The following is a 24,622-nucleotide window of genomic DNA, read 5'->3' on the forward strand; positions in this document are numbered from 1 at the left end:
ATGTTGGAACGGAGTATTCGGTTCCCGAGATCCGCCCCCATCATGTAACCTGCACGAAATTTTGCACCCCCGCAGAGGGCCAACGTCGTCCCTCGGCACATGCTCCCCCAGAGCCTTAAGAGCCTGGGAGGCGCTTCCAGCCACATGACGACGACGGGAGAGCCGATGCGTACGCCGCGCCAGCCGTCCCAGCACTCCACAAATGGCCAGAACTGGTCGTTCATGGATGCTCGCCCTGCCGCGCAGGGTATGTACGACCCCCGCGACGAGCACGACGCCTGCGGCGTCGGCTTCGTGGCCACCCTCACCGGTGAGGCGAGCCATGCGCTGGTCGAGCAGGCGCTCACCGTGCTGCGCAACCTCGAGCACCGCGGCGCGACCGGCTCCGAGCCCGACTCGGGCGACGGTGCGGGCCTGCTCTCCCAGGTGCCCGACGCCTTCTTCCGTGAGGTGGCCGGATTCGACCTCCCCGCAGCCGGGGCGTACGCCGTCGGCATCGCCTTCCTGCCCGAGGACGGGACTCAGGACGCCGTCTCACGGATCGAGACGATCGCCGCCGAGGAGGGACTGACGGTCCTCGGCTGGCGCGAGGTCCCCGTCGCCCCCGACCTCCTCGGCGCCACCGCCCGGTCGACCATGCCCGCCTTCCGTCAGGTCTTCGTGGCCGACGGACAGTCGGAGGGCATCGACCTCGACCGCAAGGCCTTCGTGCTGCGCAAGCGCGCCGAGCGCGAGGCCGGTGTCTACTTCCCGTCGCTCTCGGCCCGCACGATCGTGTACAAGGGCATGCTGACCACCGGCCAGCTCGAGCCCTTCTTCCCGGACCTGTCCAACCGCCGCTTCGCCTCCGCGATCGCGCTCGTGCACTCCCGGTTCTCCACGAACACCTTCCCGTCGTGGCCGCTCGCGCACCCCTACCGCTTCGTCGCGCACAACGGTGAGATCAACACCGTCAAGGGCAACCGCAACTGGATGCGTGCCCGCGAGTCCCAGCTCGTGTCCGACCTGTTCGGCTCTGCCGACCATGGATACAGCGGCGACAAGGGCCTGGAGCGCATCTTCCCGGTCTGTACGCCGGACGCCTCCGACTCGGCGTCCTTCGACGAGGTGCTCGAACTCCTGCACCTGGGTGGGCGTTCGCTGCCGCACTCCGTGCTGATGATGATCCCGGAGGCGTGGGAGAACCACGACTCCATGGACCCGGCCCGGCGCGCCTTCTACAACTTCCACTCCACGATGATGGAGCCCTGGGACGGCCCGGCCTGTGTCACGTTCACCGACGGCACCCAGGTCGGCGCGGTCCTCGACCGCAACGGTCTGCGTCCCGGCCGTTACTGGGTCACCGACGACGGCCTGGTCGTCCTCGGCTCCGAGGTCGGCGTCCTCGACATCGACCCCTCCCGGGTCGTGCGCAAGGGCCGGCTGCAGCCCGGCAAGATGTTCCTCGTCGACACGGTCGAGCACCGCATCATCGAGGACGACGAGATCAAGGCGACCCTCGCCGCCGAGCAGCCGTACGCGGAGTGGATCGAGGCCGGCGAGATCGAGCTGGGCGACCTGCCCGAGCGCGAGCACATCGTCCACACCCACGCCTCGGTCACCCGCCGCCAGCAGACCTTCGGTTACACCGAGGAGGAGCTGCGCGTCATCCTCGCGCCGATGGCCAAGTCCGCCGCCGAGCCGATCGGCTCGATGGGCACGGACTCGCCGATCGCCGCGCTGAGCGAGCGCCCGCGCCTGCTCTTCGACTACTTCACCCAGCTGTTCGCGCAGGTCACCAACCCGCCGCTGGACGCGATCCGCGAGGAGCTGGTCACCTCCCTGCGCTCGTCGCTCGGCCCGTCGGGCAACCTCCTCGACCCGACGGCCGCCTCCTGCCGCTCCGTCGTGCTGCCCTTCCCGGTCATCGACAACGACGAGCTGGCCAAGCTCATCCACATCAACGCCGACGGCGACATGCCCGGCTTCAAGGCCGCGACGCTGTCCGGTCTCTTCCGGGTCGGCGGCGGCGGTGACTCCCTCGCCGCGCGCATCGACGAGATCTGCGCCGAGGCCGACGCCGCCATCGAGAACGGCGCCCGGCTGATCGTCCTGTCGGACCGTCACTCGGACGCCGAGCACGCCCCGATCCCCTCGCTGCTGCTCACCGCGGCCGTCCATCACCACCTCATCCGCACCAAGCAGCGCACCCAGGTGGGCCTGCTCGTCGAGGCCGGTGACGTCCGCGAGGTCCACCACGTCGCCCTGCTGATCGGCTACGGCGCCGCCGCCGTGAACCCGTACCTGGCGATGGAGTCCGTCGAGGACCTGGTCCGTGCAGGGACGTTCCTGCCGGGCATCGAGTCCGAGAAGGCCATCCGCAACCTGATCTACGCGCTGGGCAAGGGCGTCCTCAAGGTCATGTCCAAGATGGGCATCTCGACCGTCGCCTCCTACCGCGGCGCCCAGGTCTTCGAGGCCGTCGGTCTCGACGAGGCCTTCGTGGAGAAGTACTTCAACGGTACGGCCACCAAGATCGGCGGCGTCGGTATCGACGTCATCGCCAAGGAGGTCGCCGCCCGGCACGCGAAGGCGTACCCCGCCTCCGGCATCGCGCCCGCCCACCGCGCCCTGGAGATAGGGGGCGAATACCAGTGGCGCCGCGAGGGCGAGCCGCACCTGTTCGACCCGGAGACGGTCTTCCGCCTCCAGCACTCCACGCGCACCGCCCGCTACGACATCTTCAAGAAGTACACGGACCGGGTGAACGAGCAGTCCGAGCGCCTGATGACGCTGCGCGGCCTGTTCGGCTTCACGTCGGACCGGCAGCCGATCTCCATCGACGAGGTCGAGCCGGTCTCCGAGATCGTCAAGCGCTTCTCCACCGGTGCCATGTCGTACGGCTCCATCTCGCGCGAGGCGCACGAGACGCTGGCCATCGCCATGAACCAGCTGGGCGGCAAGTCCAACACCGGTGAGGGCGGCGAGGACCCGGACCGCCTGTACGACCCGGCGCGCCGCTCCGCGATCAAGCAGGTCGCCTCCGGCCGCTTCGGCGTGACCTCGGAGTACCTGGTCAACGCGGACGACATCCAGATCAAGATGGCTCAGGGCGCCAAGCCCGGCGAGGGCGGTCAGCTGCCCGGCCACAAGGTGTACCCGTGGGTGGCGAAGACCCGGCACTCGACGCCGGGCGTGGGGCTCATCTCCCCGCCGCCGCACCACGACATCTACTCCATCGAGGACCTGGCCCAGCTGATCCACGACCTCAAGAACGCGAACCCGCAGGCGCGGATCCACGTCAAGCTGGTCTCCGAGGTCGGCGTCGGCACGGTCGCCGCGGGTGTCTCCAAGGCACACGCGGACGTGGTCCTCATCTCCGGCCACGACGGCGGCACCGGTGCCTCCCCGCTGACCTCGCTGAAGCACGCGGGTGGTCCCTGGGAACTCGGTCTCGCCGAGACCCAGCAGACCCTGCTGCTCAACGGCCTGCGCGACCGGATCGTGGTCCAGACGGACGGCCAGCTGAAGACCGGCCGTGACGTCGTCATCGCCGCACTGCTCGGCGCCGAGGAGTTCGGTTTCGCGACCGCGCCGCTCGTCGTCTCCGGCTGCGTCATGATGCGCGTCTGCCACCTGGACACCTGCCCGGTCGGCATCGCCACCCAGAACCCGACCCTCCGCGACCGGTTCGCCGGCAAGGCCGAGTACGTCGTGAACTTCTTCCGGTTCATCGCCGAGGAGGTCCGCGAGATCCTCGCCGAGCTGGGCTTCCGCTCCATCGAGGAGGCCGTCGGCCACGCCGAGGCGCTCGACGTCACGCGTGCGGTGGAGCACTGGAAGGCTCAGGGCCTCGACCTGGCGCCGCTGTTCCACGTGCCCGAGCTGCCCGAGGGCGCGGTGCGCCACCAGATCGTCGGCCAGGACCACGGCCTGGAGAAGGCCCTGGACAACGAGCTGATCAAGCTCGCCGCCGACGCCCTGGCCGCCTCCAGCGCCATCGACGCCCAGCCGGTGCGCGCCCAGGTCGCGATCCGCAACATCAATCGCACGGTCGGCACCATGCTCGGCCACGAGGTGACGAAGAAGTTCGGTGGCGCGGGCCTGCCCGACGACACCATCGACATCACCTTCACCGGCTCGGCCGGCCAGTCCTTCGGCGCCTTCCTGCCGCGTGGTGTCACGCTGCGCCTGGAGGGCGACGCCAACGACTACGTCGGCAAGGGCCTCTCCGGTGGCCGCGTGATCGTCCGCCCGGACCGGGGCGCCGACCACCTCGCCGAGTACTCGACGATCGCGGGCAACACGATCGCGTACGGCGCGACGGGCGGCGAGCTGTTCCTGCGCGGCCGTACGGGCGAGCGCTTCGGTGTCCGCAACTCCGGTGCGCTGGTGGTCGCGGAGGGCGTGGGCGACCACGGCTGCGAGTACATGACCGGCGGTCACGCGGTGGTCCTCGGCGAGACGGGCCGCAACTTCGCGGCCGGCATGTCGGGCGGTATCGCGTACGTCATCGACCTCGACCGCGACAACGTCAACGCCGGCAACCTCGCGTCGGTCGAGGCGCTCAGCGAGGGCGACAAGCAGTGGCTGCACGACGTGGTGCGCCGTCACCAGGAGGAGACCGGCTCGACGGTCGCCGAGAAGCTCCTGGCCGAGTGGGACACGGCGGTCGACCGCTTCAGCAAGATCATCCCCAGCACCTACAAGGCAGTGCTCGCCGCCAAGGACGCCGCCGAGCGAGCCGGTCTGTCCGAGACCGAGATCACCGAGAAGATGATGGAGGCGGCGATCAATGGCTGACCCGAAGGGCTTCCTGAACCACGGCCGTGAGGTCGCCGAGACCCGTCCCGTCGGTGAGCGCGTCAAGGACTGGAACGAGGTCTACGTCCCCGGCTCCCTGCTGCCGATCATCAGCAAGCAGGCCAGCCGGTGCATGGACTGCGGCATCCCGTTCTGCCACAACGGCTGTCCGCTCGGGAACCTGATCCCGGAGTGGAACGACTACGCCTACCGCGAGGACTGGACCGAGGCCTCCGAGCGGCTGCACGCCACGAACAACTTCCCGGAGTTCACGGGCAGGCTGTGCCCCGCCCCGTGCGAGTCGGCGTGCGTGCTCGGCATCAACCAGCAGCCGGTCACCATCAAGAACGTCGAGGTCTCGATCATCGACAAGGCGTGGGAGACCGGTGACGTCGCCCCGCAGATCCCCGAGCGGCTGTCCGGCAAGACGGTCGCGGTCATCGGCTCGGGCCCGGCGGGCCTCGCCGCAGCCCAGCAGCTGACGCGGGCCGGCCACACGGTCGCCGTGTACGAGCGCGCGGACCGCGTCGGCGGCCTCCTGCGCTACGGCATCCCCGAGTTCAAGATGGAGAAGCGGCACATCAACCGCCGTATCGAGCAGATGCGCGCGGAAGGCACCCGCTTCCGCACCGGCGTCGAGATCGGCCGCGACCTCATGGCGACCGACCTCAAGAAGCGGTACGACGCGGTCGTCATCGCCGCCGGCTCCACCACCGCCCGCGATCTCCCCGTCCCCGGCCGGGAGTTGAAGGGCGTCTACCAGGCGATGGAATACCTGCCGCTGTCCAACAAGGTCCAGGAGGGCGACTACGTGGTGTCGCCCCTCTCGGCCGAGGGCAAGCACGTCGTCGTCATCGGCGGCGGCGACACCGGCGCGGACTGCGTGGGCACCGCCCACCGCCAGGGCGCAGCCTCCGTCACGCAGCTGGAGATCATGTCCCGCCCGAACGACGAGCGGCACGCGACGAACCAGCCCTGGCCGACCTTCCCGATCCTCTACAAGGTCACCTCGGCCCACGAGGAGGGCGGCGAGCGCATCTACTCGGCGTCCACGACCCACTTCGAGGGCGACGAGGACGGCAACGTCCAGTGGCTGCACCTGGCCGAGGTCGAGTTCGTCGACGGCAGGCTGACCCAGAAGCCGGGCACGGAGCGCAAGATCCCCGCCCAGCTGGTCACCCTCGCCATGGGCTTCACCGGCACCGACCGTGAGAACGGCCTGGTCGAGCAGTTCGGCCTGGAGCTCGACGAGCGCGGCAACGTCGCCCGCGACGCCGACTTCCGGACCAATGTGCCGGGCGTGTTCGTCGCCGGTGACGCGGGCCGCGGCCAGTCGCTCATCGTGTGGGCGATCGCCGAGGGCCGCTCGGCGGCCAAGGGCGTCGACCGCTACCTGACCGGCGCCAGCGACCTCCCGGCCCCGATCCGCCCGACGGACCGCGCGCTGGTGGTCTGACAGCCCGGCTGAGCACCACGTCAAAAGACGTCCCGTACAAGGGCGTACGGAACACAGTACGGCGCCTGCCCCAGTCCCCGACCGGACGAAGGGGCAGGCGCCGTCGCATGTCCCGGTGTGCCTACGCCACCTTGTACGTCTCCCCGTACACCTTCCACACCAGCGGCGTCTTCAGGTCCACGTTCCCGTCGTAGAGGAACTGGCGCTGCGCCGTGTCGATGCGGGTGGTGTCGATGTCGGACTTCTTGGCCTTCATGGCCTCCCGGCGGACGTCGAGGAAGATGTCGAGGTAGTCCTTCTCGACGCCGCCCTGGGACGGGGTGTCGGCCTCCCGCATGGCCCGCTCGCGCAGACCGTAGAAGCCGTCCGCGCCCGTACCGGGGCCGTGGAAGACCATCGCGTCGTAGTAGATGAACTGCCCGAGCGTGCCGAGGCCGTCGAGCTTGGCGAGGCGCACGGCCGGGTTGAAGTAGACGCGGTCGCGTTCCGTCTCCTGCGCCTTGCGGAAGGCGGGGACCTCGGACTCCGCCTTCCACGCCGCGGTGAAGCCCGGGTCCAGGCCCTCGTGGGAGTCGGTGCCGTCGACCTTGCGCAGCGCGGGGAGGTACTTGGCCAGGCCGTTGTCCGGGTGTGCCTTCGTGTACCGCTCGACCAGCGTGAGCAGGTCGTGGGTGCCGGTGCAGAAGCCGATGATGCCGGCGGTGTAGCCCTGCCCGTCGCCGATGTCCTCGATGTAGCCGTACGCGCTGCGCCAGTCGAGGGTCGAGTTCTCGGCGCTGGCCACGATCTGCTGGGCCAGGTCCTTCTTGGCGGGCGCGGCGAGGCCGGGCGGCAGATCGGCGATGACCTCGTCGTCCTCGGCCCGCTCCGACCGCTCGGCCCGCGCCTTGGCGTCCTCGCGCGCCTGCTGGGCGGACGACGTGGGGTGCTTTGTCGCGGACGAGGCCGAGTCGCCGGGCGTGGCGACGTACACCAGCGCCGTCACGACGACCGGGACGGCCGCGAACAGCAGGATTCCGGAGCGCTTCATGACAGATAACGTAACGCCCTGATCAGGCCGCCCCTTCCGACAGTCCCGAGACCTTCGCCCACGTGAGCACCACGAGCAGCGCGAGCAGGGCCACGCACGCGACCGCCTGGACGAGGGTGCGGCGCTCGCGAGGCGCGTAAGCGTACGCCAGGGTCACCGCGCCGCCCGTCAGCAGGCCGCCGAGGTGTCCCTGCCAGGAAGTGGCCCACGCGGAGATCACCAGCCACAGCAACAGGCCCGTGATGTGCCGGTTGATTCCGGCCATGTCGTAGCCGAGGCGGCGGCCCATGACGTAGTACGCGGCGCCGAGCCCGAAGACCGCGCCGGACGCGCCGACGGTGAGGTGGTCCGGGGCGATCAGCAGGACCAGGACCGAGCCGCCGAGCGCCGACAGCAGATACAGGGCGAGATAGCGGGCGCGGCCCAGCTGGCTCTCCACCACCCGGCCTATGGTCCACAGCGAGGCCATGTTCAGCACGATGTGCACGACGCCGATTCCCTGGTCCGGCGGCATGTGCAGGAACGCACCGGTCAGCAGCCGGTACCACTCGCCGTCGACCAGTCCTTCCGGGTGATAGTCGGAGCCGTACGGATACACCCACGAGTAGTGCACACCGTCGGTCCCCACGAGCCCGGCACCGAGCATCCCGAACCGGTCGACGACGGACGAGCGCACCAACTCGGCCAGGTAGGCGACCAGGTTGAGCCCCATCAGGACGTACGTCACCAGCGGCACCGAAGAGATCCGGCCGCCGAACGCCGTCCGCGCCTGCCGCACGGACCGCGCGCCCTCCTTCACGCACTCCACGCACTGGTGACCGACGGCGGCCTCGCGCATGCAGTCGGGGCAGATGTAGCGGTCGCAGCGGATGCAGCGGACGTAGGACTCCACCTTGGGATGGCGATAGCAGGTGGTGACGGCGGACTCGGCGGTCACGGCCGGCTCCTCTGAAGAACGGGGACAGGGCGAGCCGGTGGGGACGGCGGCGAACAAAATAGCGAACACCCGTGACATCAGGCACGGGTGGGGCCCGCGATCACGTAGTCTCGGCCCCGGAACGGGAACCAGGGGGAGTCCGGTATGGCCGCGATCAGTCTCAGCAAGATGGAGGAGACCGCGCCGGCGCTGGTCCCCGCCTACCGCAGCGCCGGGATCTCGCTGACGAAGCACGGACTCGACGGGCTGCGGGCCGCCGTCTACCTCGTGATCGACTACTCCGGTTCCATGAAGCCGTACTACAAGGACGGCAGCGTGCAGGCGCTCGCGGACCGGGTGCTCGGGCTGTCGGCGCACCTCGACGACGACGGCCGGGTGCCCGTGGTGTTCTTCTCGACGGACATCGATGCCGAGACGGACATCGCCCTCGCCGACCACCGAGGCCGGATCGACCGGATCGTGGCCGGGCTCGGGCACATGGGCAAGACCAGCTACCACCTGGCCATGGACGCCGTCATCGACCACCACCTCGACAGCGGCTCCACGGACCCCGCCCTCGTCGTCTTCCAGACCGACGGCGGCCCGATCAACAAGCTCGCCGCGGAACGGTATCTGTGCAAGGCGGCCCGGCTGCCGCTGTTCTGGCAGTTCGTCGGCTTCGGTGACCCCGGCAGCCGCCAGTTCGAGTTCCTGCGCAAGCTCGACGACCTCGCGGTGCCGGGCAAGCGGGCCGTCGACAACGCCGGCTTCTTCCACGCGGGCCGGGACCCGCGCAAGGTGTCCGACGCGGAGCTGTACGACCGTCTCGTGGGCGAGTTCCCGCAGTGGCTGGCGGCAGCGCGGGCACAGGGGATCGTGCGGACGGCCTGAGCCGCCGCGTTCGCACCGTTGGCTTGGCCGCGCCGCCGTGCCACCCTGAGGGTGATCCGGTGGGGAGGCGGCGCATGACGGACGGTGCACGATCGGTGAACGGCACGCGGAACGCGGCGCGCGAGGGCGGCCCCGGCAAGGGCGAGAAGCTCGCCGACTGGGCCGACGGACGGCTCGGGCTCTATGCGCTGGCCAAGGCCAACATGCGCAAGGTGTTCCCGGACCACTGGTCCTTCATGCTGGGCGAGATCTGCCTCTACAGCTTCCTCATCCTGATCCTCACCGGCATCTACCTCACGCTCTTCTTCGAGCCGAGCGGCGCCGAGGTCGTCTACGGCGGCTCGTACGCCCCGCTCAACGGCATCGTCATGACCAAGGCGTACGAGTCGACCCTGCACATCAGCTTCGACGTGCGCGGCGGTCTGCTGATCCGGCAGATCCATCACTGGGCCGCGCTGGTCTTCGTCGCCGGAATGCTCATCCACATGATGCGGGTGTTCTTCACCGGCGCGTTCCGCAAGCCCCGCGAGGTCAACTGGGTGTTCGGCTGGACCCTGTTGTTCCTCGGCATCATCACCGGGCTGACCGGCTACTCCCTCCCCGACGACCTGCTCTCCGGCACCGGCATCAGGTTCGCCGACGGCGCGATCCTCTCGATCCCGATCGTCGGGACGTATCTGTCGATGTTCCTGTTCGGCGGGGAGTTCCCGGGCCACGACATCATCTCGCGGCTCTTCCCGGTCCACGTCCTGCTGCTGCCCGGGATCATGCTGGGCCTGGTGGTCGCCCATCTGATCCTGGTCTTCTACCACAAGCACACCCAGTACCCCGGGCCCGGCCGCGACCAGAAGAGCGTGGTCGGCATGCCCTTCCTGCCGGTCTACATGGCCAAGGCAGGCGGTTTCTTCTTCCTCACCTTCGGTGTGCTCGCGATGATCGGCGGGATCGCCAGCATCAACCCCGTGTGGGCCTTCGGACCGTACCGGCCGGACCTGGTGACGACGGGCGCGCAGCCCGACTGGTACCTCGGCTTCTCCGAGGGCCTGATCCGGGTGATGCCGGGATGGGAGATCAACGCCTGGGGCCACACGCTGGAGTTGGGCGTCCTCATCCCCTTCTCGCTCTTCCCGCTGATCATGCTCGCCATCGGCGTCTACCCCTTCGTCGAGGCGTGGGTGACCCGCGACAAACGCGAGCACCACATCCTCGACCGGCCGCGCAACGCGCCCGTGCGCACCGGCCTGGGCGTGGCCTGGCTGAGCCTGTACGGTGTGCTGCTGATCGGCGGCGGCAACGACATCGTGGCCACGCATCTGCACCTCTCCATCAATGTGATCACCTGGTTCGTACGGATCTCCGTGTTCGTCGTCCCGGTCCTCGCCTTCGTGGTGACCAAGCGGATCTGCCTGGGACTGCAGCGCCGGGACCGGGACAAGGTGCTGCACGGCAGGGAGACCGGCACCATCAAGCGGCTGCCGGACGGTGAGTACGTCGAGGTCCACGAACCCCTCGCGCAGGCCCAGTTGCACACGCTCACCCAGCACGAGCAGAACCCGCCGTACGAGATAGGCCCGCGCGAGGACGCGGGCGGGGTACGGCGCCCGGTCACCGTCTCGCAGCGAGTGCGCGCCCAGTTGGCCCGGGTGATGTACGGACCCGAGTCGCACATCCCGAAGCCGACCCGCGAGGAGTACCAGGAACTCACCAGCGGCGACCACCACCACTGACAGCACCGGCGAGGACGGTGTCCCGGCACTCCTCGGGGCTGCCCCACGCCGTGCGCAGGGCGCGGGCCTTGGTCAGCCACAGGGACAGGTCGTACTCCGCCGTGTAACCGATCGCGCCGTGCAGTTGAAGCGCTGTACGGGCCGTCCCGTACGCCGCCTCGCACGCGCGCAGCTTGGCCGCGGCCACGTCCGCCCGGGTTGTCGTCAGCGCGGCGCCGAAGAGCAGGGGGCGGGCGAACTCCAGGGCGATCTTCGCATCGGCGAGCCGGTGTTTCACCGCCTGGAACGAGCCTGTGGGGACGCCGAACTGGATGCGCTGCTTGACGTACGAGACGGTCCGGTCGAGCAGGGCGAGCCCGACGCCGAGCGCCTGGGCGGCGGTGACCAGGCGGGCCAGGGTGAGGGCGTGCTCGACGGGCGGGCCGGAGGTGAGCAGCTCACCGCCGGGGGAGAAGGGGATGAGGCGGCGAGCCGGGTCGAGGGAGGGGCGGACAGGGTTCGGGCCGAGGGCGGCCGGATCACCGTCATGGAGGGCCGGCGCCCCGGCCCCACCGCGCGGAAGGGCTCAGGCCGTACACCGGCCGGGGCGGGGGAGACGGCCCTGAAGCTGCTGGCGGAGGCGGAGCCGCCGGGGCGGTGTACGGCGCGTCATGGCTGTCACGTGTCGCACTCCAGCACCGTCCGGCACAGGCTGCAGCGCGCCCGTATCCGCCCCTTCACCGGCACCCTGATCCGCTGGTGGCAGGTGGGGCAAGGGAAGGAGACGCGCAGGTGGCCCACGCCGTCCGGGGTGAAGGTGTAGGGGACACCGGGCTGCGGGCCGGGTGCGTGCCGGCGGTCGCGGGCGTAGCGGCGGCGGCCCACCCAGCCCGCGGCGGTCAACGGCGGCTGCTGCTCGTCTTGGTGTGCCTGGGCCATGCCCTTGACGTACGCCGTGTACGCCTGCGGGCTGGTGAACCACACCGACGGGTCCTCGCCGAAGACCAGTGAGCGCTTCGCCAGGACGTAACCGAACTCCTCCGGGGTGAGATAGCCGAGCTTCTGCGACGACACCGTGTCCTCGCGGTAGGCGTCCAGCAGGAGCCAGCCCGCGCCCAGATACGTCGTCGCCGTGTCCGTGAGGATCTCGTTCTCCGCCGTGGTCGGGAAGGACAGGTCAAGACGGTGCAGGTAGACGTGCATCACCTCGTGCGCCAGCGCCGCGCCGATGTCCCGGCGGTGTGTGCGGAACCGGTCGTTCAGCTCGACGAAGTACTCGGGGCCCGCCGTGAGTTCGACGTTCGCCGCGTGCGTCATCTCCCGGAAGCTGACGATCAGGCGGGCGTCCGGCAGCCGGAAGTGCCGCACGATCTCGCGGGCCACCCGCTGCGCCCCCAGATACAGGTCGTCGGTGTCGCAGAACGCCACGTCGGCAGGGGCCACGCTGGCGGAGAAGGTCTGGATCGTGTCGTACGAGAGGCGTCGGTACAGCGCGGTGACGGCGGCGCGCACCGTCTCCAGATGCGGGAAGCCGTGCTCGACAGGTCCGCCGTTCGCCACGCCCGTACCCCCAAAGACGCCCTGGACTCCTCATCCACTCTAGGCGGGTGTGGGCGGATTTTCGTCGGCCGAAGGACGGTCCGAGGACGGTCGGAGCCCGGGACGCGCCCGCTCCGGCCTCGGTCCCCAGCCGCTCCGGCTCCGGTCCGACGTACACCGAACTCGGCTACATCGAACCCGAGGAGCCCGTCGTGCCCCTCGCGGACGCCACCGGACCCCGGACCGTCGTCGCCCGCATCGCGCGCGCCGCACGCCCCGGCAACCCCCTGCTCGAAGTGGAGACCGGCGCCGCCGTCCACGAACTCCTCGTCGCCCTGCGCCGCGCCCGTGCCGATCTCGCCCCGGACGGCGAGCAGGTGCTGCAGGCCCTCTGGCCCGCGACGCCTGCAGGGCGATGTCCGTCGCCGACCACGCCGCCCGGCACGGCATGACCCCCGCCGAACTGCGCGCCGCCGTCCGCCGGGCCGCCGGCTGCAGCCCCAAGGACTATCTGCTCGGCATCCGCCTGGGCCGCGCCAAGGAACTCCTCGCGGCCACCGAACTGTCCGTCGCCGCCGTGGCCCGGCGCGTCGGCTACGACGACCCCGCCTGCTTCTCCCGCCTGTTCACCCGCCGCGTCGGCATGGCGCCCGTCCGCTTCCGCGCCCAGCAGGGCCGCTCCGTCCCCGGGGGCTGGAGCGACCAGGTGCCCGACCCCGACGATCCGCCGGTGATCGAGGTCCCGCACGCCCCGTAGGGTTGACGTCCATGACCACCAGCAACACCGGTACCGGTGACGTCGAACCCGCCGTGCGGGAGGAACTCGCCCGGCTGCGCGACAGCATCGACAACATCGACGCGGCCGTCGTCCACATGCTCGCCGAGCGCTTCAAGTGCACCCAGCAGGTCGGCCGGCTCAAGGCCGTCCACCAGCTGCCACCCGCCGACCCGGCCCGGGAGGCGCGGCAGATCGCCCGGCTGCGCGGCCTCGCCGAGAGCGCCAAACTCGACCCGGCATTCGCTGAGAAATTCCTCAATTTCATCATCGCCGAGGTGATCAGGCACCACGAGCGCATCGCCGGGGACACGCTTGACGGTCAGCCGCCGCGGGGCGACTGACCTCGGCCGAAGCGGACGGGGGGTGACACGGGAGCTGCGGCTGTGCATGCTGCGACGTGCACTCCTCGTCATCCGGTGAGCACTCCGTGTCAGTGCGGGGTCGTAAGATGGTCGTCCACGTGGGAGGGACGTCGTGCCGTGCCCTCGGATGCCGTGATCCTCATCGTCGACGACCACAAGAACACCCTGTACGCGCTGGAGAGCGCCCTCGCCCCGCTGGGCTACCGGCTCGCCCGTGCCACCAGCGACGACGAGGCGCTCAAGCAGATCCTGCGCGGCCAGGTCGGCCTCCTGCTGCTCGACGTGCGCGTGCCCGGCGCCGCCGGCCTGGACGTGGTGCGCTACATGCGCCGCCTGGAGCAGACCCAGCACATCCCCGTCATCCTGCTCACCGGCTTCGGCCCCGATCACGAACTGACCTCCGCCGCGTTCGGCCTGGGCGTCGCCGACCTCGTCCTCAAACCCGTCGACCCCTGGGCCCTGCGCACCAAGGTCCGCTATCTGTACGACACCTACCAGCGTCTGCTCGCCCTGGAGCGGGAGCTGCGCGCGCTGCGCGCCCCCGCCGCGGCCGCCACCGGCGGCAAGGACCTCGACCACGACACCCCCGAGGCGCTCGTCCCGCCCCAGCGGGACCTCCACCGCACCGCCCCCGCGCAGGACCGGACATAAGCCGTGTACCGCTCCGCCTCTGTGCGCTGTCGGCAGCATCGGGCAGCATGGCCTGCATGTCCGTACTGACGCGCGACGAAGCGCAGCTGAGAGCAGAGTTCCTCGACGTTCACCGCTACACGATCGACCTCGATCTGACGACCGGGGACGACACCTTCGACTCCCGCACGGTGATCAGGTTCACCGCGCGGGCCGCCGGGGACACCTTCGTCGAGGTCAAGCCCGCCGAGCTGCGCTCCGTCACCCTCGACGGACAGCCCCTCGACCCGGAGAGCCTGGACCAGGACCGGGTGCCCCTGAAGAACCTCACCGCCGGCGAGCACGAGCTGCGCGTCGACGCGCGGATGAGGTTCTCCCGCACCGGCGAGGGCGTGCACCGCTTCACCGACCCCACCGACGGCGAGACGTACGTCTACACCCAGCTGTTCATGGACGACGTACAGCGGGTCTTCGCCGCCTTCGACCAGCCCGACCTGAAGGCCGTCTTCGACCTGTCCGTCCAGGCTCCCGAGGGCTGGACCGTTCTGGCCAACAGCATCACCGAGCACCTCGGCGAGGGCCGCTGGCAGGCCGCGCCCACCCCGCTGATCTCCACGTACCTCGTCGCCGTCGCCGCGGGCCCCTTCCACTCCGTGCGCACGGAGCACCGCGGCCTGCCCTTCGGCATCCACTGCCGCCGCTCCCTCGCGCCCCACCTCGACGCCGACGCCGACGAGATCCTCGACGTCACGCGCGCGTGCTTCGACCGGTACCACGAGAAGTTCGACGAGCCCTACCCCTTCGACTCCTACGACCAGGCCTTCGTCCCCGAGTTCAACGCGGGCGCGATGGAGAACCCCGGACTGGTCACCTTCCGGGACGAGTTCGTCTTCCGCTCCGCCGTCACCGACACCGAGCGGCAGACCCGCGCCATGGTCATCGCCCACGAGATGGCCCACATGTGGTTCGGCGACCTGGTCACCCTCAAGTGGTGGGACGACATCTGGCTCAACGAGTCGTTCGCCGAGTACATGGGCTACCAGACCACCCTCGAGGCCACCCGCTTCACCGACACCTGGGTCGACTTCGGCGTCGCCCGCAAGGCCTGGGGCTACGACGCCGACCAGCGTCCCTCCACCCACCCCGTCGCCCCCGAGGCCGTCGACGACACCGCCGCCGCACTGCTCAACTTCGACGGCATCTCCTACGCCAAGGGCGCCTCCGCCCTGCGCCAGCTGGTCGCCTGGCTCGGCGAGAAGGACTTCCTCGCCGGCATCAACACCCACTTCGCCCGGCACCGGTTCGGCAACGCCACCCTCGCCGACTTCATCGACTCCCTCGCCGCCGCCACCGAACGCGACGTCCACGCCTGGGCGGACGCCTGGCTGCGCACCACCGGCGTCGACAAGCTCACCCCGGTCGTCACCCCCGACGGCGGCGCCTGCACACTGACCGTCGAGCGCGCCGGCAGCCGCCCGCACCGCATCACCGCCGGCCTGTACGACCGCGACGTCATCGGCGAGGGCGACCTCACCCTGCGCGAGCGCGTCGACCTCGACATCCCGCAGACCGAACCGCAGCCCATCGGCAAGCGCCCCGCGCTGGTCCTCCTCAACGACGGCGACCTGACCTACGCCAAGGTCCGCTTCGACGCCGAGTCCTTCGAGGCGCTCCGCACGGGCCTGTCCGGGCTGCCCGAGCCGCTCACCCGCGCGGTCGTCTGGAACGCGCTCAGGGACGCGGTCCGCGACGGCGAACTCCCGCCCGCCGCCTACCTGGAGACCGCCCACGACCATCTCCCGCGCGAGACCGACCTCGCGCTCGTCGAGGGCGTGCTGGCCTTCGCCTCGGCCCAGGTCGCCAACCGCTACGTCAGGCCCGAGGACCGGCCGGCCGCCCTCGCCACGCTCGGCTCCCTGTGCCGTGACCTCATCCGGCGCACCGAGGACGGCGACAACCCCGGCCTGCGGCTGATCGCCGTACGCCACTTCATCGACGTCGCCGCCCACCCCGACACCATCGGCGCCTGGCTCGCCGACGGCACCGTGCCGGGCGGCCCGGAGCTCGACCCCGAGCTGCGCTGGCGTGTCCTCGGACGGCTCGCCGTACTCGGCGCCACCGACGCGGCCGCCGTCGCCGCCGAACTGGAGCGCGACCCGAGCGCCAGCGGCCAGGAGAACGCCGCCCGCTGCCGCGCCGCACTGCCCGACCCGGAGACCAAGCGGGCCGCCTGGGAGGCGATGTTCACCACGGACGAGCTCTCGAACTACCTGTTCACGGCCACTGCCCGGGGCTTCTGGCAGCCCGAACAGGCCGATCTGGTCCGGGAGTACGTGCCGCGGTACTACGAGGACGCGGTCGCCGTCGCCGCCCGCCGCGGCCCCGCCATCGCCTCGGCCGTCGGCCGCTGGGCCTTCCCGGGCCACGCCGTCGACGCACAGAACCTCGCCCTGGGCGAGGCCTGCCTCCGTGACGCCGACCCGGCCCCGGCGCTGCGCCGCAGACTGGCCGACGAACTGGACGACCTCGCACGGGCGTTGCGGGTGCGGGAGGCGTAGGAGGTACGGCTGTGGGGGTCGGGGCCGGTCCTCGGCCCCACCGCTCACCGTCCGGCGACGGGGACGACCCTCAGCCCCACCGCCCCCCACCACGCCGCAACTCCGCGCGCCGTACCGCCTCTTCACGCGGCCCCGGCCGCCGGTTGCCCACCGCCTCGCCCACGGCCTCCCCGGCCCCGAGGTCGAAGCCCAGCCTCTCCAGGAAGCGTTCGCCCGGCCGCCAACCCGGTGGGACGGTCGCCCTGACCAGGGAGAAGCCCTCCGCACGCGCCAGCAGGGTCTCCGCCAGCGCCCGGCCCAGCCCCAGCCGCCGTGCGGACGGTGCCAGCAGGAACAGGCCCACCGAGACCGCACCCGGCGCCGGATGATCCCGTACCGCGTCCACCAGGCCGAGCAGGGCGTCGTCGTGCTCCACCACCAGGAGGACCTTGTCGTCCGGTGAAGCGCCCTCGGGCAGCGCGTAGAACAGGCTCTGGACGTCGCCCGGGCCGGACGGCAGGCCCGTCGCCGCCACGAACCAGTCCTCGCAGGCCTGGAAGAGCTCCAGCAGGCGTGCCTCGTCGCCGGGGCCGGGCTCGCGGACCAGCAGCGGTCCACCGGGCACGGCGGGGGAGGAGCCGGGCACGTCGAGGGAGAAAGCGTCAGCCATCCCGGCGACGCTACCGCTCACCCCGCACGGCCCCAACACGTTTTCCCCGCACGGGAGTACCCACTTTCGGGTTCTGTTCGTTGGACTCTCCGGGCGCGTCGGCCTCCACGCGTACAAGCTGGAATCCCGTACACGCTGGAATCCCATGGTTGTCCCCCCGCTCGCGCTCCGGAGGAGAGCCCATGCCCACGCCGCCGCCCCTGGCCTCAGGACCCGAAGGACCCGACGCCCTGCGGCCGTTGCTCGTCACTGTGCTGGACGCGCTACGCGACGGACGCCTGGCGCGCGGTGGACCGCTGCCCGCGGGCGGCCCCGAGGCCGTCGCCGAGCGGATCGCGCACGCCGTGGGGGACCTCCTGCCCGACGAGGGCGACCCTGACGCGCTGCGCACCCTCGTGCACGCCCTCGCCGAAGGCGCCGCCGACCCCGCCGACCCGCTGTGCGCGGCCCATCTGCACGGCCCGCCGCTCGCCGTGGCCGCGGCCGCCGACCTCGCGGCGAGCGTGCTCAACCCCTCCCTGGACTCCTGGGACCAGGCCCCGGCCGCATCCGCCCTCGAAGCCGTCGTCACCCGTGAACTCGCCCACGAGATCGGCCTGGCCGACTCCCTCGTCACCACCGGCGGCACCGAGTCCAACCAGCTCGCGCTGCTGCTCGCCCGCGAGGCCCACGGCGGCAGCGTCCGACTCGTCTGCGGTGCCAACGCCCACCACTCCCTGCCCCGCGCCGCCTGGCTGCTCGGCCTGCCCGAGCCGGTGGTCGTGCCCGCGCCGGGCGGCACCCTCGACCCCGCCGCCCTCGACGAGGCCCTGACCCGCTTCTCCGGCCCCCTGCTGGTCGCCGCCACCGCGGGTACCACCGACGCCGGGCTCATCGACCCACTGCCCGAGATCGCCGGCCTGTGCGCCGCGCACGGGGCCCGGCTGCACGTGGACGCCGCGTACGGCGGCGGACTGGTCTTCAGCGACCGGCACCGCGAGAAGCTCTCCGGACTCGAAGCCGCCCACACCGTCACCCTCGACCTGCACAAGCTCGGCTGGCAGCCGGTCGCCGCGGGCCTGCTCGCCGTAGCCCGCCCCCGCGACCTCGCCGTACTGCGGCAGCACGCCGACTACCTCAACGCCGACGACGACACCGAGGCCGGGCTGCCCGACCTGCTCGGCCGGTCCCTCCGCACCACCCGTCGCCCCGACGTCCTCAAGATCGCCGTCACCCTCAGGACCCTCGGCCGCACCGGCCTGGGCGCCCTGGTCGACCAGGTGTGCGCGCGGGCCCGGGAGTTCGCCGCCCTCGTCCAGCACCACCCGGGCTTCGAGCTGTACGACCGGCCCGTCATCAGCACCGTCCTGTTCCGGCCCGTCAAGGCCACCGACGACGCCGTGGCCGCCCTCCGGCGCACCCTGCTGCACGACGGCCGCGCCGTCCTCGGCCGGGCCCGCATGGACGGCCGCCTCTGGCTCAAGGCCACCCTCCTCAACCCCCACACCCGGCCGGACGAGCTGGCCCACCTCTTGAAACTCGTGGAAGGAACCACCAACGGATGAGCCGCCCACCACACCACGAGACCGAAGCACCCCGCGACCTGGTGGGCGTCGGCATCGGCCCCTTCAACCTCTCCCTCGCCGCCCTCGCGCACCCCCTCGCCGAACTCGACGCCGTCTTCTACGAGCAGCGCCCCGGCTTCGACTGGCACCCCGGACTGCTCATCGAGGGCGCGACCGTCCAGGTCCCCTTCCTCGCCGACCTGGTGACCCTCGCCGACCCCGCCAGCCGGTGGTCGTTCCTCAACTACCTCAAGACCCGCGACCGGCTCTTCCCCTTCTACTTCGCCGAGCGCTTCCACATCCAGCGCGCCGAGTACGACGCATACTGCCGCTGGGTCGCCGGGAACCTGCCCGGACTGCACTTCGCCCACCAGGCGGACTCCGTCCGCTGGAACTCCGAACGGGACGTGTTCGAGGTCGACTTCACCCAGCTCGACGGCGACGGCGAGGCCGAGGCCCTGGGCCGTACATACACCAGGAACGTCGTCCTGGGCGTCGGCACCGCCCCCCATGTGCCGGACGCCCTCAGACCGCTCGTCGACGCCCCCGGCGTGCCCGTCGTCCACGCCGCCGACTATCTGGAGCACCGCGAGACCTTCCTCGCCGCCGGACACGTCACCGTCGTCGGCGCGGGACAGTCCGGCGCCGAGGTCTTCCTGGACCTGCTGCGCCACCGCCCGCCCGGCCGCGAGCGCCTGCACTGGATCGGACGCTCCGAGTCCTTCGCGCCCATGGAGTACTCCAAGCTCGGCCTGGAGCACTTCACGCCGGACTACACCCGCTACTTCCACGCCCTAGCCGAACCGGTCCGCGACCGGCTCGTCGCCTCCCAGTGGCAGCTCTACAAGGGCATCGACGCCGAGACCATGGCCGCGATCCACGACGAGCTGTACCGGCGCAGCCTGCACGGCGGCTGGCCCGACGCCGTCCTCACCCCGGGCGTGCACGTCCGCACCGCGGGACGCATGGCCACCAGCAAGATCGAACTCCACCTGGAACACGTCCAGCAGAACACCCGCTCCCGGCTCACCACCGACGCGGTCGTCCTCGCCACCGGCTATCGCGAACGCCCTCTCGGCCGCATCCTCGCCGGACTCGACCCCTATCTGCGCCGCGACGCCGCCGGACGCCCGCGCATCGACGAGGAGTTCCGGCTCGTCCTCGACCCGTCCGTCACGGGCGCGGTGTACGTGCAGAACGCCGAACTGCACACCCACGGCGTCGGCGCCCCCGACCTCGGCCTCGCCGCCTGGCGCAGCGCCACCATCCTCAACTCCCTGACCGGCAAGGAGACCTACCCCCTGCCCGCCCGCACGGCCTTCACCGCCTTCGGCCTGGAACCGCGCCCCCAGCTCCCCCGGGCACGGCGGACGGCGACGCTCACACCGCTCGGCGACGGCAGACGACCGGCCGACGGCGGACGAGAAACCGCCGTCGGCCCGGCCCTCCTGGAGCCCTAGAACACCGGCGTGCCGTTGCGCGTGAGCTTCCAGTCCAGCGACGCGAAGTCCTTCGGGTCCAGGACGCCCTTCGCGGTCACCCACTCCGCGATCCGCGTCCGGATCTCCGTCGACTCCGACCACAGCTCCTGCGCCGTGGCGACGTGCGGGAACGCGCCGCCGCCGTTGGCCCGGTAGTTGTTCACGGCGAACACGAACTGCTGGGCGTCGTCCAGGGCGGCACCGTTGTACGTGAGGTTCTTGATCCGCGAACCCGCCGGCTGCGCGACGTCGATGTCGTACTGGACGCCCGACACGTAGTCGTAGTTGTAGTCCGGACGGCCGTTCGCGTTGGTCAGCTTCTCCACGTCGACCACCGCGTCGGGGGCCGTCTGGACGTAGTACTCCGCCGAGTACTCGAGGTACGCCCGGACCTGGGCGCCCGTCAGCAGCTTCGCGACCAGCGTGTTGTCGTACACGTACAGGCTCGACAGGTCCCGGATGGTCACGTTGCCGGCCGGGATCTCCGAGGTGCGCGAGAACGGCGAGGCCTGCGAGACGACCGGCAGCGCGGCGTACTCGGTGCCCGCCAGGGCGGCCTTGACCACGTCCTCCTGGACCTTGTTGATCAGGTCGATGATCGGGGCGTCCTGGTAACGGGCGTCGACCGTGGTCAGCGTCACCGTCGCGCTGCCGACGACCTGGTTGACGTACTCGGCGACCTTCTCGTGCTCGTCCGTCAGCAGCTTGGTGATCTTCGGGTCCGCCACGACCGTGTTGGAGTTGCGCAGCGAGGCCGCGACCGACTCGACCTCCCAGCGGCCCTTGCTGAACACCAGCTCGATGTCGAACAGGGTGAGGCGCTCACCCCACAGCAGCGGCTCCGACAGAACGACCGTCTTCCCGGTCTGCTCGTTGGTGACCTTCTGCTCCGGGATCTCCATGTGCGCGTGGCCGACGAGGATCGCGTCGATGTCCGGTACCTGCCGCGCGACGTTGGCGGCCGCGTTCTCCACGTACGGCAGCTGGTCGCCGTACGACGACGTGCCCGAGGCGCCGGAGTGCGCCGACACGATCACGACGTCCGCACCCAGCGACTTCAGCTTCGGCACCCACTTCGCGGCCTGCTCCTCGAGGCCGGGGAACGCCAGCTTGCCCTGGACGTAGGCCTTGTCCCAGATCGCGATGCCCGGGTTGGTCAGTCCGAGGACGGCGACCTTCACCGGCCGGGCGCCGTGCACCCGGAACTCCTTGATGAAGTACGGCGGGAAGGCGGGCCGCAGCGACTTCGCGTCCACCGCGTTGGCGCCGAGCAGCGGGAAGTCCAGCTGGTCCTCGAACTTGCGCAGTGTCTCGATGCCGTAGTTGAACTCGTGGTTGCCGAGCGCCGCCGCGTCGTATCCGATCGCGTTCATCGCCTGCGCCATCGGGTGCACCGGGCCGCCCTTGGCGGTGATCGGGTCGACCTTCGCGTAGTAGTACGTCAGCGGGGTGCCCTGGATCGTGTCGCCCGCGTCGATGAGCAGCGTGTTGCAGCGGCCCTTCTCCTCGCGGATCTCGTTCACCAGCGTCGAGATACGGGCCAGGCCGACGGCGTTGCCGGCCTTGTCGGAGTAGTCCGTGTCCTTGAAGTAGTCCCAGTTGAAGACGTTGCCGTGCAGGTCGGTGGTGCCCAGCACGGTGAGGGAGTACCGCTTCGGCCGCTTCGCGGAGGCGGCCGTGTCCGTCGCGGCATGCGCCGCCGGAGCCGCCGCCTGGCCGGCCAGCGCGACCCCCGCCCCGGTGACGGCGGACTTCTCCAGGAACTTCCGGCGGTTCAACGGCATGTCTCGGTCTCCTCGGCCAACGGTCAACGACGCGCGTAGATACGCGCGTAGATTCTGACCTGGGCATGACTGACGGCAACAGGTCCAGGAGGTTGCGATCTGGTGACCTGACGGGTCAACTCGACAGGTTCAACCGGGAAAGACGTGGCAGAGTGGGACGTATGGCCACCCCGTCGCCCTCCCCCACGCCCGAGGTGCCCCGCGTCGCTGTCCGCGGCGAGGCCCACCTCGAAGTCGAGCCCGAGACCGCCGGCCTCGGTATCACCGTCAATGCCCGTGGGCGCGACCGGCGTTCCGCGCTCGACGACCTCACCCGGCGCAACGCCGAGGTCGTCGAACTCGTCAAGTCCTACGGCGAGGCCGTGGAACGCCTGGAGACCGGCTTCTTCTCCATCACGCCCGAACTGTCCCCGCACGGCCGCGGCGAACGCGTCCGCAGCTACCACGGCCGGGTGCACATCGTCGCCGAACTGTCCGACTTCACGGCCCTCGGTGAACTCGTCACACGCGCGAGCGAGTTGGAGCTCACGCGGGTCGACGGCCCCTGGTGGGGCCTGCGCCCCGACTCGCCGGTGTACCGGGAGGCGCGCCGGCAGGCGGTGCACGAGGCGATCAAGCGCGCCCGCGACTACGCCGAGGCCCTCGACACGACCCTCACCTCACTGGTGGAAATCGCGGACATCGGGGCCGACGGCGCCGAGGCGTTCTCCCGGACGGCGGGCCGCGCCCGCTCGATGGCCTTCGCCGCGGCCACCGACGACGAAACCCCGCCGCCGCTGGATCTCGAACCCCAGCGCCGGCACGTCAGCGCCCAGGTCAACGCGCGCTTTACGATCGCGCCGCCGCGACTGTGACCCGGAGAGGGAATTCACGGACCCGTCCGGACGGCCGTTGTCATGAATTTCTCCGCTGCCGTCCGTGATGCTCATAGGAGCGGGCCACCGCACAATTCAACACTTGTCAATGGCCCTTCATGTAAAGGTTGTTGAGTAGTCACGTCCGGCCAATTCTCTACCGGTCGGTAAGGCCTAGGCTCGATTCATGCGCCGAGCAAAGATCGTTTGTACATTGGGGCCCGCCACCGACTCGTACGACCAGATCAAGGCACTGGTCGAGGCCGGAATGGACGTGGCTCGTTTCAACCTCAGCCACGGCGGTTACGCCGATCACGAGGAGCGCTACCAGCACGTACAGAAGGCCGCCGACGAGACCGGCCGCAGCATCGGACTCCTCGCCGACCTTCAAGGCCCGAAGATCCGGCTCGGCCGTTTCACCGAAGGGCCCGTACTCCTTGAACGCGGCGACACCTTCACCATCACGGTGGAGGACGGTGCCGAGGGCGACCGCCACCAGTGCGGAACCACCTACTCCGGCCTCGCCGCCGACGTGACGCCCGGCGAGCGTGTCCTCGTCGACGACGGCAAGGTCTGCCTCGAGGTCACCTCCGTCGACGGCCCCCGGGTACACACCACGGTGGTCGAGGGCGGCGTGATCTCCGACCACAAGGGCCTCAACCTGCCCGGCGTCGCGGTCTCCGTGCCGGCCCTCTCCAAGAAGGACGAGGACGACCTGCGCTGGGCCCTGCGCACCGGCTTCGACGTCATCGCGCTCTCCTTCGTCCGCAGCGGCAAGGACATCCAGGACGTCCACCGCATCATGGACGAGGAGGGCCGCCGCCTCCCCGTGATCGCCAAGGTCGAGAAGCCGCAGGCCGTCGAGAACATCGACGAGATCGTGGCGGCCTTCGACGGCATCATGGTCGCGCGCGGCGACCTCGGCGTCGAAATGCCCCTCGAGCAGGTCCCGATCGTGCAGAAGCGGGCCATCAAGCTCGCCCGCCGCAACGCCAAACCGGTCATCGTCGCGACCCAGATGCTGGACTCGATGATCGAGAACTCGCGCCCGACCAGGGCCGAGGCGAGCGACGTGGCCAACGCGGTCATCGACGGGACGGACGCGGTGATGCTGTCCGGCGAGACCAGCGTCGGCAAGTACGCCGTCGAGACGGTGCGCACGATGGCCAAGATCGTCGAGGCGGCCGAGGAGGACATCCTGGCCAAGGGCCTCCCGCCGCTCACCGAGTCGAACAAGCCCCGCACCCAGGGCGGCGCGGTGGCCCGCGCGGCAGCGGAGATGGGCGACTTCCTGGGCGCGAAGTTCCTGGTCGCGTTCACGCAGTCGGGAGACACCGCCCGCCGGCTCTCCCGCTACCGCTCCCCGATCCCGCTGCTGGCGTTCACCCCGGAACAGGCGACGCGCTCCCAGCTCAGCCTCACCTGGGGCGCCGAGACGTTCCTCGGCCCGCACGTCGAGTCCACGGACGCGATGGTCGACCAGGTCGACGAGCTGCTTCTGAAGTACGGCCGCTGCGAGCGGGGTGATGTCGTGGTGATCACGGCGGGCTCCCCGCCCGGGGTCACCGGCGCCACGAACATGGTCCGCGTCCACCACATCGGCGAGGACGACAGTCCCAAGTAGGACACGGTGAGGGCTCCTCGGTGGCGAGGGGCCCTTTT

At 70.6% G+C, this 24,622-nt stretch carries 16 protein-coding genes and 3 pseudogenes; 13 read left to right on the plus strand and 6 right to left on the minus strand.

The window, feature by feature from the left end; genetic code table 11:
- Positions 1 to 165 precede the first annotated feature (165 nt).
- Positions 166 to 4,782 (plus strand): glutamate synthase large subunit, encoded by a 4,617-nt coding sequence (gene gltB / locus IEZ19_RS20390; RefSeq protein WP_189312752.1) that lies wholly within the window; start codon positions 166 to 168, stop codon positions 4,780 to 4,782.
- Complete coding sequence (locus IEZ19_RS20395) at positions 4,775 to 6,238, plus strand: glutamate synthase subunit beta (protein WP_189312670.1); 1,464 nt, start codon at positions 4,775 to 4,777, stop codon at positions 6,236 to 6,238. The genes gltB and IEZ19_RS20395 overlap by 8 nt, the downstream gene beginning before the upstream one ends.
- A 121-nt stretch (positions 6,239 to 6,359) precedes the next feature.
- Here the strand turns inward: IEZ19_RS20395 and IEZ19_RS20400 are convergent, their stop codons facing one another.
- A complete protein-coding gene (locus tag IEZ19_RS20400; RefSeq protein ID WP_229840497.1) occupies positions 6,360 to 7,268 on the minus strand; it encodes a chitosanase in 909 nt (302 codons plus the stop codon).
- Between the two features lie 22 nt (positions 7,269 to 7,290).
- Positions 7,291 to 8,205, minus strand: a complete 915-nt coding sequence (locus IEZ19_RS20405) for a rhomboid family intramembrane serine protease (RefSeq protein WP_189312671.1) — start codon at positions 8,203 to 8,205, stop codon at positions 7,291 to 7,293.
- A gap of 144 nt (positions 8,206 to 8,349) precedes the next feature.
- On the opposite strand from IEZ19_RS20405, the gene IEZ19_RS20410 reads away from it, so the two are divergent.
- Together IEZ19_RS20410 and qcrB are read left to right on the plus strand one after the other, a co-directional pair.
- On the plus strand, positions 8,350 to 9,075 hold the full coding sequence (locus IEZ19_RS20410) for a vWA domain-containing protein (RefSeq protein ID WP_189312672.1): 726 nt from the start codon (positions 8,350 to 8,352) through the stop codon (positions 9,073 to 9,075).
- Between the two features lie 74 nt (positions 9,076 to 9,149).
- Entirely contained in the window at positions 9,150 to 10,802 is a 1,653-nt protein-coding gene (gene qcrB / locus IEZ19_RS20415) for a cytochrome bc1 complex cytochrome b subunit (RefSeq protein WP_189312673.1), read from the plus strand.
- Here qcrB and IEZ19_RS20420 read toward each other — a convergent pair.
- Positions 10,777 to 11,328, minus strand: a pseudogene (locus IEZ19_RS20420) (acyl-CoA dehydrogenase family protein); the annotation flags it as partial. The gene qcrB and the pseudogene IEZ19_RS20420 sit on opposite strands and share 26 nt — an antisense overlap.
- On the opposite strand from IEZ19_RS20420, the pseudogene IEZ19_RS50780 reads away from it, so the two are divergent.
- Positions 11,305 to 11,450: pseudogene (locus IEZ19_RS50780) on the plus strand (short-chain dehydrogenase); the annotation flags it as partial. The pseudogenes IEZ19_RS20420 and IEZ19_RS50780 overlap by 24 nt on opposite strands.
- Positions 11,451 to 11,459: 9 nt before the next feature.
- Here the strand turns inward: IEZ19_RS50780 and IEZ19_RS20425 are convergent.
- Positions 11,460 to 12,341 (minus strand): hypothetical protein, encoded by an 882-nt coding sequence (locus tag IEZ19_RS20425; protein WP_189312674.1) that lies wholly within the window; start codon positions 12,339 to 12,341, stop codon positions 11,460 to 11,462.
- Between the two features lie 149 nt (positions 12,342 to 12,490).
- Between IEZ19_RS20425 and IEZ19_RS20430 the strand changes: the two are divergent.
- From IEZ19_RS20430 to pepN, 4 genes and pseudogenes are all read left to right on the plus strand, one after another.
- Positions 12,491 to 13,077 (plus strand): annotated as a pseudogene (locus tag IEZ19_RS20430) (helix-turn-helix domain-containing protein); the annotation flags it as partial.
- 11 nt (positions 13,078 to 13,088) lie between these two features.
- Complete coding sequence (locus IEZ19_RS20435; RefSeq protein WP_189312675.1) at positions 13,089 to 13,439, plus strand: chorismate mutase; 351 nt, start codon at positions 13,089 to 13,091, stop codon at positions 13,437 to 13,439.
- 138 nt (positions 13,440 to 13,577) lie between these two features.
- Positions 13,578 to 14,111 carry a response regulator gene (locus IEZ19_RS20440; protein ID WP_189312676.1) on the plus strand — a complete coding sequence of 178 codons (534 nt, stop codon included), beginning with the start codon at positions 13,578 to 13,580 and terminating at the stop codon, positions 14,109 to 14,111.
- 56 nt (positions 14,112 to 14,167) lie between these two features.
- Entirely contained in the window at positions 14,168 to 16,648 is a 2,481-nt protein-coding gene (gene pepN / locus IEZ19_RS20445; RefSeq protein ID WP_189312677.1) for an aminopeptidase N, read from the plus strand.
- Positions 16,649 to 16,718: 70 nt separating this feature from the next.
- Here the strand turns inward: pepN and IEZ19_RS20450 are convergent, their stop codons facing one another.
- Entirely contained in the window at positions 16,719 to 17,297 is a 579-nt protein-coding gene (locus IEZ19_RS20450; RefSeq protein ID WP_189312678.1) for a GNAT family N-acetyltransferase, read from the minus strand.
- Positions 17,298 to 17,479: 182 nt separating this feature from the next.
- Here IEZ19_RS20450 and IEZ19_RS20455 point away from each other — a divergent pair, with 182 nt between their 5' ends.
- Positions 17,480 to 18,841 carry a pyridoxal phosphate-dependent decarboxylase family protein gene (locus IEZ19_RS20455; protein WP_189312679.1) on the plus strand — a complete coding sequence of 454 codons (1,362 nt, stop codon included), beginning with the start codon at positions 17,480 to 17,482 and terminating at the stop codon, positions 18,839 to 18,841.
- Entirely contained in the window at positions 18,838 to 20,301 is a 1,464-nt protein-coding gene (locus IEZ19_RS20460) for a lysine N(6)-hydroxylase/L-ornithine N(5)-oxygenase family protein (RefSeq protein WP_189312680.1), read from the plus strand. The genes IEZ19_RS20455 and IEZ19_RS20460 overlap by 4 nt, the downstream gene beginning before the upstream one ends.
- On the opposite strand, the gene IEZ19_RS20465 is transcribed toward IEZ19_RS20460, so the two are convergent.
- Entirely contained in the window at positions 20,298 to 22,106 is a 1,809-nt protein-coding gene (locus IEZ19_RS20465) for a bifunctional metallophosphatase/5'-nucleotidase (protein ID WP_189312681.1), read from the minus strand. The genes IEZ19_RS20460 and IEZ19_RS20465 overlap by 4 nt on opposite strands.
- Before the next feature lie 161 nt (positions 22,107 to 22,267).
- On the opposite strand from IEZ19_RS20465, the gene IEZ19_RS20470 reads away from it, so the two are divergent.
- Complete coding sequence (locus tag IEZ19_RS20470) at positions 22,268 to 22,960, plus strand: SIMPL domain-containing protein (protein WP_189312682.1); 693 nt, start codon at positions 22,268 to 22,270, stop codon at positions 22,958 to 22,960.
- A gap of 187 nt (positions 22,961 to 23,147) precedes the next feature.
- Complete coding sequence (gene pyk, locus IEZ19_RS20475) at positions 23,148 to 24,584, plus strand: pyruvate kinase (protein WP_189312683.1); 1,437 nt, start codon at positions 23,148 to 23,150, stop codon at positions 24,582 to 24,584.
- Positions 24,585 to 24,622: the final 38 nt, after the last annotated feature.

The sequence above is a fragment of the Streptomyces brasiliensis genome, assembly GCF_014647875.1.
In the GTDB taxonomy this organism is placed as follows: Bacteria; Actinomycetota; Actinomycetes; order Streptomycetales; family Streptomycetaceae; genus Streptomyces; species Streptomyces brasiliensis.

Coding starts and splice junctions, on each gene's coding strand:
- IEZ19_RS20450 (WP_189312678.1), bottom strand. CDS start 17,297: ATGGCTGACGCTTTCTCCCTCGACGTGCCCGGCTCCTCCCCCGCCGTG.
- gltB (WP_189312752.1), top strand. CDS start 166: ATGCGTACGCCGCGCCAGCCGTCCCAGCACTCCACAAATGGCCAGAAC.
- IEZ19_RS20470 (WP_189312682.1), top strand. CDS start 22,268: ATGGCCACCCCGTCGCCCTCCCCCACGCCCGAGGTGCCCCGCGTCGCT.
- qcrB (WP_189312673.1), top strand. CDS start 9,150: ATGACGGACGGTGCACGATCGGTGAACGGCACGCGGAACGCGGCGCGC.
- pyk (WP_189312683.1), top strand. CDS start 23,148: ATGCGCCGAGCAAAGATCGTTTGTACATTGGGGCCCGCCACCGACTCG.
- IEZ19_RS20455 (WP_189312679.1), top strand. CDS start 17,480: ATGCCCACGCCGCCGCCCCTGGCCTCAGGACCCGAAGGACCCGACGCC.
- IEZ19_RS20395 (WP_189312670.1), top strand. CDS start 4,775: ATGGCTGACCCGAAGGGCTTCCTGAACCACGGCCGTGAGGTCGCCGAG.
- IEZ19_RS20400 (WP_229840497.1), bottom strand. CDS start 7,268: ATGAAGCGCTCCGGAATCCTGCTGTTCGCGGCCGTCCCGGTCGTCGTG.
- pepN (WP_189312677.1), top strand. CDS start 14,168: ATGTCCGTACTGACGCGCGACGAAGCGCAGCTGAGAGCAGAGTTCCTC.
- IEZ19_RS20460 (WP_189312680.1), top strand. CDS start 18,838: ATGAGCCGCCCACCACACCACGAGACCGAAGCACCCCGCGACCTGGTG.
- IEZ19_RS20435 (WP_189312675.1), top strand. CDS start 13,089: ATGACCACCAGCAACACCGGTACCGGTGACGTCGAACCCGCCGTGCGG.
- IEZ19_RS20465 (WP_189312681.1), bottom strand. CDS start 22,106: ATGCCGTTGAACCGCCGGAAGTTCCTGGAGAAGTCCGCCGTCACCGGG.
- IEZ19_RS20410 (WP_189312672.1), top strand. CDS start 8,350: ATGGCCGCGATCAGTCTCAGCAAGATGGAGGAGACCGCGCCGGCGCTG.